General features: G+C 64.4%; 8 protein-coding genes. 7 read left to right on the top strand and 1 reads right to left on the bottom strand.

What is annotated here, in order from left to right; all coding sequences use genetic code 11:
- The 4 genes from sucC to ndk form a co-directional block, all read left to right on the top strand.
- Positions 1 to 411 (top strand): succinate--CoA ligase subunit beta (gene sucC / locus GY769_00890; GenBank protein ID MCP4200473.1); only part of this gene is annotated, 411 nt, incomplete at its 5' end.
- Positions 411 to 1283: a succinate--CoA ligase subunit alpha gene (sucD, locus tag GY769_00885; protein ID MCP4200472.1), complete on the top strand. Its 873-nt coding sequence runs from the start codon at positions 411 to 413 to the stop codon at positions 1281 to 1283. The genes sucC and sucD, both read left to right, overlap by 1 nt.
- 30 nt (positions 1284 to 1313) lie before the next feature.
- A complete protein-coding gene (locus GY769_00880; protein ID MCP4200471.1) occupies positions 1314 to 2009 on the top strand; it encodes a type 1 glutamine amidotransferase-like domain-containing protein in 696 nt (231 codons plus the stop codon).
- Between the two features lie 63 nt (positions 2010 to 2072).
- The gene (gene ndk / locus GY769_00875) at positions 2073 to 2498 is read left to right on the top strand and encodes a nucleoside-diphosphate kinase (GenBank protein ID MCP4200470.1); all 426 of its coding nucleotides are present in this window, start codon (positions 2073 to 2075) and stop codon (positions 2496 to 2498) included.
- A gap of 255 nt (positions 2499 to 2753) precedes the next feature.
- Here ndk and GY769_00870 read toward each other — a convergent pair whose 3' ends face one another.
- Positions 2754 to 3842: an NAD-dependent epimerase/dehydratase family protein gene (locus GY769_00870; GenBank protein ID MCP4200469.1), complete on the bottom strand. Its 1089-nt coding sequence runs from the start codon at positions 3840 to 3842 to the stop codon at positions 2754 to 2756.
- Positions 3843 to 3918: 76 nt separating this feature from the next.
- Between GY769_00870 and GY769_00865 the strand changes: the two genes are divergently transcribed.
- The 3 genes from GY769_00865 to GY769_00855 form a co-directional block, all read left to right on the top strand.
- Positions 3919 to 5139 (top strand): alpha/beta fold hydrolase, encoded by a 1221-nt coding sequence (locus GY769_00865; GenBank protein ID MCP4200468.1) that lies wholly within the window; start codon positions 3919 to 3921, stop codon positions 5137 to 5139.
- 311 nt (positions 5140 to 5450) lie between these two features.
- The gene (locus GY769_00860) at positions 5451 to 6176 is read left to right on the top strand and encodes a hypothetical protein (protein ID MCP4200467.1); all 726 of its coding nucleotides are present in this window, start codon (positions 5451 to 5453) and stop codon (positions 6174 to 6176) included.
- Positions 6177 to 6325: 149 nt separating this feature from the next.
- Positions 6326 to 6584: hypothetical protein (locus tag GY769_00855; GenBank protein ID MCP4200466.1), on the top strand; the 259-nt coding region annotated here is incomplete at its 3' end.

Below are 6584 nucleotides of genomic sequence, written 5' to 3'. Positions count from 1 at the left end.
GGCTGCATGGTCAATGGCGCCGGACTGGCGATGGCGACCATGGACATCATCAAGCTCTACGGCTCGGCGCCGGCGAACTTCCTCGATGTCGGCGGTTCGGCGAGCCAGGAGGCGGTGAAGAACGCGTTCCAGATCCTGGTGTCCGACGATAGCGTCAAAGCGGTTCTGATCAACATCTTCGGAGGTATCGCCCGGACCGATCGGATCGCACGCGGCGTCGTCGCGGCGATCGACGAGTTCGGCGATATTCACGTTCCGGTAGTCGTCCGCCTCGAAGGCACGAATGTCGAGGAGGGGCGGCGAGTGCTGCACGAGGCCGACTTCGACTTCGTGGTGGCCGAGCACATGGCCGACGCCGCCGAGAAGGTCGTCGCGGCCGCCGCTTCCTCCAACCAGAACGGAGGTGCCTGATGGCGATCTGGGTCAACGACGATACGCGCCTGGTGGTTCAGGGCATCACCGGCAACGAGGGCAAGTTCCACGCGCTGGGTTGTCGCGATTACGGTACTCGGGTCGTGGCGGGTGTTACTCCGGGCAAGGGTGGCGAGTCGGTCGACGGAATTCCGGTGTTCGACTCGGTTGAAGAGGCTCGGGAAAAGGCGGGCGCCAATGCGTCGGTCATCTTCGTTCCACCCCCGTTCGCCGCCGACGCGATCATGGAATCGGCAGCGGCGGGCATCGAGCTCGTGGTCTGCATTACCGAGGGCGTTCCGGTTCGCGACATGCTCGCGGTAAAGGACTTCCTGCCCGATCATCCGACCCGCCTGGTGGGACCCAACTGTCCCGGCGTGATCTCGCCGGGGATGGCCAAGATCGGCATCATGCCCGGGCACATTCACCTTCAGGGCAAGGTCGGTGTGATCAGCCGGTCGGGGACCCTCACCTATGAGGCGGTCTGGCAGCTCACCAACCTCGGGCTTGGACAGTCGACTTGCGTCGGCATCGGCGGCGATCCGATCAACGGCACCAGTTTCATCGATGCTCTGAGTGCGTTCCGGGACGATCCGGATACTCGGGGCGTGGTGCTGATCGGCGAGATCGGGGGCTCGGCCGAGGAGGAGGCGGGAGCCTGGGTGGCTGAGAACTTCGACCGCCCGGTGGTCGGGTTTATCGCCGGTCGGACGGCGCCCCCCGGGCGTCGAATGGGGCACGCCGGTGCGATCGTCTCGGGGGGCAAGGGCACGGCCGCCGAGAAGATCGCCTCGCTGCGTGAGTCGGGCATCACCGTGGTCGAGTCGCCGGCCGAGATCGGTACGGCGATGCAGAAGGCCCTTGCCGGCTAGGTTCTGAATCGCTGAACGTGAGCGAACCCGATGCTTGCGCGTAGCAACAGGCTCGACGGCGACGGCTGGCTGGCGTTGATCGGTGGTGGCGAGTTCAGCTTTGGTGAGACTCGCGCAGCCGATGCCGCGTGGCTGGAGAAGACGCCCGCCGGCCCGGTGGCGTTCATGCCCACCGCGAGCGGTTCGGCCGACTACGCCGCTCATTTCTCGACCTACGTCACGGAAGCACTGGGCCGCGAGGCGACCACCGTGCCGATCTACCGGGCCAGGGATGCTCGAAGGCGCAAGAATCTGGACCGGATCAGCGAGGCCGGCGCCGTCTACATCGGTGGCGGAATCGCCGATGCCCTGCTCGAGGTTCTTGCGGATTCCCCCGCCCGGGAGGCTCTGGAGAAGAAGATCAACGACGGCGGGATGGTGGTTGCTATCGCCGCCGCGGCGCAAGCGCTATCGGCTCGCTGCCGCAGCCTCACCGGGCGAGAGGCGCTGACCGGTCTGGCCTGGCTGCCGGGGACCGCGGTCGAAGTGAATTTCGATCCGGCGCACGATCGAAGGCTCCGCGAGCTTCTGGAAGCGCCGGGGATGAAGTGGGGGATCGGCCTGCCCAGCGGTTCGGCGGTGCTCTTCGGGCCGGACGGAAGGCTCGAAACCTCGGGCCCGGTCATGATTCTGGAAGAGCCCGAAGGCGATTGGAAGTTGCTTCGGGAAGGGGGACACAATACGTAATACAGAGACGTCTGTCCTGTAGCGGAAGCCCACTTGAGTTCTGCTAGACAAATGGAGTGATCAATGGAAACGACCTTGGCGATTATCAAACCCGACAGCGTCGCCGCCGGCAACGCCGGCGGTATCCTTGCGCACCTCGAGCGGGAGGGGTTCAAGATCCTGGCGATCAAGAAACTGAACCTGAGCGAAGCCCAAGCCCGGGCGTTCTACGAGGTGCACAAGGAGCGCCCCTTTTACGACAGCCTGGTCGAGTTCATGACCAGTGGACCGGCGATGCCGATCGCGCTCGCGCGCGAGAACGCGGTCAGGTACCTACGTGAGGTCATGGGTGCAACCAATCCGGAGGAGGCCGACGCCGGGACGATACGCGCGCTGTTTGCGACGTCCATCGAGAAGAACGCGATTCACGGCAGCGACTCGCCGGAGAACGCGGCGCTCGAGTTGAGCTTTTTCTTTTCGCGAGCCGAGCTGCTCGCGGCCGGGAGCTGAGGTAGCCATGTATCGTGCTCCAAACGGCGCTCCCGTGAGCGCTGTCGCGGAAGACCTCCAGGGGCGAAAGCTGGGCCGCTTCTGCCGCGGCTGCGGCGGTATCTATCCCCCTTACCGCAATCGTCACGTCGGTAAGTCCCTGAACGGGCGTGACCATGTCTCTCCGCCCTGCCTCCATGAGGGCGAGGCCTTCGATGCCGGCGCGGACTGGTGGGAGGACGCGGTTCAGGTCTTGGTCTTAGGGTCCCCTTCGGATTAGATCATCGCCTTGGAACCCACGTCCGGATGCTCTCGGACGAACGCGACCAGATGAGGCATGTAGGCGTCGAGCCTCGGTACCTCGATCCCCGTGCCTTCCAGGTCCCGAATCGTGTTGTCGGTGGTGTAGTGGGTCGGGTGCGCGAAGTAGTCGATGGCCGCCGAGGGGATCTGCATGAGCCATTGGGCGCCGGGCAGGTAGTCGAGGGCCGCCTTGGCCACGGTACGCATGGAAGGAATCTTCAGGACTCGGCGTCTGGTGGCGTCCCCGACCAGATCGATCAGCTCGTCGACGGTGAGGGGTTTGGGATCGGCTAGCTGGTAGACCTCGCCCAGCGAAACGCTCTGGCCACTGAGATACGCGATGGCGTCGATTACGAAGTCCCTCGGCACCAGATTGACGCGCACCGCGGTGGGGTCGCCGACCACGGGCAGGACCGCGAGCGCCGGTTGTCGAAGCAGCCAGCGAATGACGAAGTAGGGTCCATCGTACTTCTGGGTGGCTCCGGTCTCGCTATCGCCGACCACTACGGCAGGGCGGTAGATGGTCGCGGGCAGGCCGGCATCCATTCTGGCCTGCACTTCGATTTCCGCCAGGAATTTGGTTTCTTCGTAGTAGTTGTTGAAGTCCTGGCCGAGATCGAGGTCGCCTTCGCGGAAGATGCCGGCGTAACGCCCGCTGACATAGCAGGTAGAGACGTACTGGAAGCGTTCGAGTTGCGGGCATTGCTCCGCAAAGTCGAGCATGTGACGGGTTCCGTCCACGTTGATACGAACGGCAACGGGGCGCCGGACCATCAGGTCATAGACGGCGGCCAGGTGAAAGATCTCGGACACGTCTTCGGCCAGGTCCGCTGGGTTTTCGAGCCCGAGTCCGGCCTCGGTGATATCGCCGCAGACGAGATCGATCCTGCCCGCCAATTCCCGGTGGCTCCCGGTGAGATCGGCGACTCTTTGTTCGGCGAGGTCCACGAACTTGGGTTGCACCAGGCAGACCGCGCGATCCTTGTCTCGGCGTTCGAGGACTCGGGGCAAGAGCTCGGAGCCCAGGAAACCGGGAAAGCCGGTGAAGAAGACCGTAGCCATGTGATTTCTCCCTTCTAGCCTTCTCAGGCGAGCCTCTCGCGCTAGTCTAACGGCAATTCGTAGGAGGAGGTATGTGATGTCGAAACTCAGAGTGCGATTCCCAGGCTCCCTGGGAGCGGAGCTGGCGGCCCATCTCGAGCGCCCACCTTTCGAGCCGCGCGGGCTGGCCCTGGTCGCGCATTGCTTTACCTGTTCAAAAGACGCCAAGGGAGTGGTTCGGATCGCGCGAGCGCTGGTCGACGAGGGGTTCGCGGTGTTCCGGTTCGACTTCACCGGCGTCGGGGAAAGCGCGGGCGACTTTGCAGATACCAACTTCTCGACGAATCTCGACGATCTCGTCGCGGCGGCCGACTATTTGCGCCGCGAATACCGCGCGCCGGATCTGCTCGTGGGCCATAGCCTGGGCGGGGCCGCGGTCTTGGCGGGAGCCTCCAGGATCCCGGAGGCGCGAGCGGTGGCAACGCTGGCCGCTCCGAGCGACACGCGCCATCTCGAGCACAGTCTCCTTCATATGGCCCCCGAGCTTGCCCATCAGGAAGAGGTAGAAGTCGACGTCGTCGGCCGATCGGTTCGGATCGGACGGCATCTGCTCGACGACCTGGCCGCGACCGATCTCGAAGCGGCGATCCAGGATCTGGGTATGCCGCTCATGATCTTCCATTCGCCGCAGGACGAGATTGTCTCGATCGACCATGCGCGCAAGATCTACCAGGCTGCCCGTCACCCCAAGAGCTTTGTCTCGCTGGACGCCGCCGATCATCTGCTGTTGGCGCGCGAGTCGGACGCGCTCTACGTGGGCAAGGTGCTGGCAGCCTGGGCCGCCCATTACATGGAGGAGGTGGTCTCACCGGCGCTCGAGGCGGGCGAAGGAGAGGTGATCGTCGAGAGCGGAGACTCGGGCTTCTTCAATCGGGCATTCGCGGGGTCGCACCAGCTCCTCGCCGACGAGCCACGCTCGGTGGGGGGCACCGATCGCGGGCCGACCCCGTACGGCTTGCTTCTGGCCGCCCTGGGGGCGTGCAAGTCGATGACGCTGCGGATGTATGCCGAGCGCAAGAAATGGCCTCTCGAGCGCGTATCGGTTCGACTCGAGCACGAGAAGATCCATGCCCAGGATTGCAGCGAATGCGAGAGCGAGGAGGGCCGCGTGGACCGAATTCAAGCGGTACTCCGAGTGACCGGGGATCTCTCGGAAGGGCAGCGTCAGCGCCTTCTGGAGATCGCCGACCGCTGTCCCGTGCATCGGACCCTGACCTCGGAGACCGTGATCTCGACGGAACTCGAACCTGAAGCGTAAGGGGAAACGGCGAGGGGACCTCGGGGACACCATTCCTTGGTGTCCCCTCCCGACTGGTTCTCGAAGCCTCTGAGTCTCTGCGGCAGTCGAGCTGCGCTTGCCCTCGAGCGAAGCGAAGGGTGTCGACCGAAGAGTAGGACGGTCGACCTCAGCTCGACCGTTGCAGCATGGGTGACTTTGCTGAATGGTCATCCGCGCGGTGTCCACTGGAAAGGACGGTTCTGAGGCCCGGCGGGCCAAAGGGGAACCCCAGCTCGAGGGTGTCCCTCATGGCACCCATCGTGAAGAGAGGGGTGCAGGAGGTGCCGAGAATGAAGAAAACCCTGATCACGCTCGCAATCATCGGCCTGGCGCCGATGCTCGTCGCTCCAGCTGCCGAGGCGGGAGTCTTTTCGGTCGGTTTTTCCTTCAACGTCGGGGGCCTCTTCTTCGACCTGGGCTTAGGCGGCCCGCACTACTCGGCCCACGCCGGTCACCACGTTTATCGCGTCAACGAGCCGTTTCACTACCGCGGCTATCGATGCCACTCCGGTTGCTACCGGGCCGGTGGCTACAGCTACCATCACGCGAACTGTCCGGCGGTTGCCTATCACTTCCGCACCCACCGGTTTGATCCCTACGTCTCGTATCCGAGCTTCTTTGCGCCGCGGACCTACGGCCACTACAGCTACTACAACTACGGCCGCTACGGCCACCACGGCCGCCAATACGACCACTATCGATACGACCGCTATCGATACAAGAACGACCGCTACCGCGGCCAGAGGTACTATCGGGATCACCGGCGCGATTACCGGCCGAGGCACCATAACCACCGCGGTCACGGCAGCCGCTACCGCTCCGACGATCGACGGCGCGACCGTTCGCACTTCTACGATCGCGATCGCCGGGACCGTCGAGATGGCCGGGGACGAGGAGCTTACTCGACGCGCCCTCCCGCACAGAGGCGGGACGCCTATCGAGACCGGGGCGATGATCGGAACCGGGAGCGCGGGCGGCACGACGCACGTCGAGCCCGGCCGAGAGATCGGGACTAGTCGTGGGTCCGGGTTAGACCCTCGAAGGTTGGTGACGCGGCTCAAAAGGAGGGCCGGGTACCTCCCGAAGCGAGTATGCCGCGAGCGGAAGGAGGTCACCGGCGGCCTGCTAGGTCGCAATTCGACGCACGCTCTTGTAATGTCCGGGGGTGAGCGCACGGGAGCTTCCGGAACCTCGGATCGTTCCTCGACCCGAGCATCAGCTGTCGCGGTCCCGGATCCACGACGATGCTCTCAAGGTCCTCAACCGCCTGAATCGGTCCGGGTTCAAGGGCTTTCTGGTGGGCGGCAGCGTCCGGGACCATCTGCTCGATCGGACGCCGAAGGACTACGACATCGCCACTGTTGTTCGGCGCTATCGGGTCCGCAGGGTCTTCCGGTACTCGCGCATCAGCGGCCGGCGCGTTC

This window comes from bacterium, from assembly GCA_024224155.1.
Lineage (GTDB): Bacteria > Acidobacteriota > Thermoanaerobaculia > Multivoradales > JAHEKO01 > CALZIK01.
This window is presented reverse-complemented; position numbering and strand designations above follow the sequence as displayed.

Bases quoted from the DNA above. Each gene is read 5' to 3' on its own strand.
- sucD (MCP4200472.1), top strand. From the start codon at position 411: ATGGCGATCTGGGTCAACGACGATACGCGCCTGGTGGTTCAGGGCATC.
- GY769_00880 (MCP4200471.1), top strand. From the start codon at position 1,314: ATGCTTGCGCGTAGCAACAGGCTCGACGGCGACGGCTGGCTGGCGTTG.
- ndk (MCP4200470.1), top strand. From the start codon at position 2,073: ATGGAAACGACCTTGGCGATTATCAAACCCGACAGCGTCGCCGCCGGC.
- GY769_00870 (MCP4200469.1), bottom strand. From the start codon at position 3,842: ATGGCTACGGTCTTCTTCACCGGCTTTCCCGGTTTCCTGGGCTCCGAG.
- GY769_00865 (MCP4200468.1), top strand. From the start codon at position 3,919: ATGTCGAAACTCAGAGTGCGATTCCCAGGCTCCCTGGGAGCGGAGCTG.
- GY769_00860 (MCP4200467.1), top strand. From the start codon at position 5,451: ATGAAGAAAACCCTGATCACGCTCGCAATCATCGGCCTGGCGCCGATG.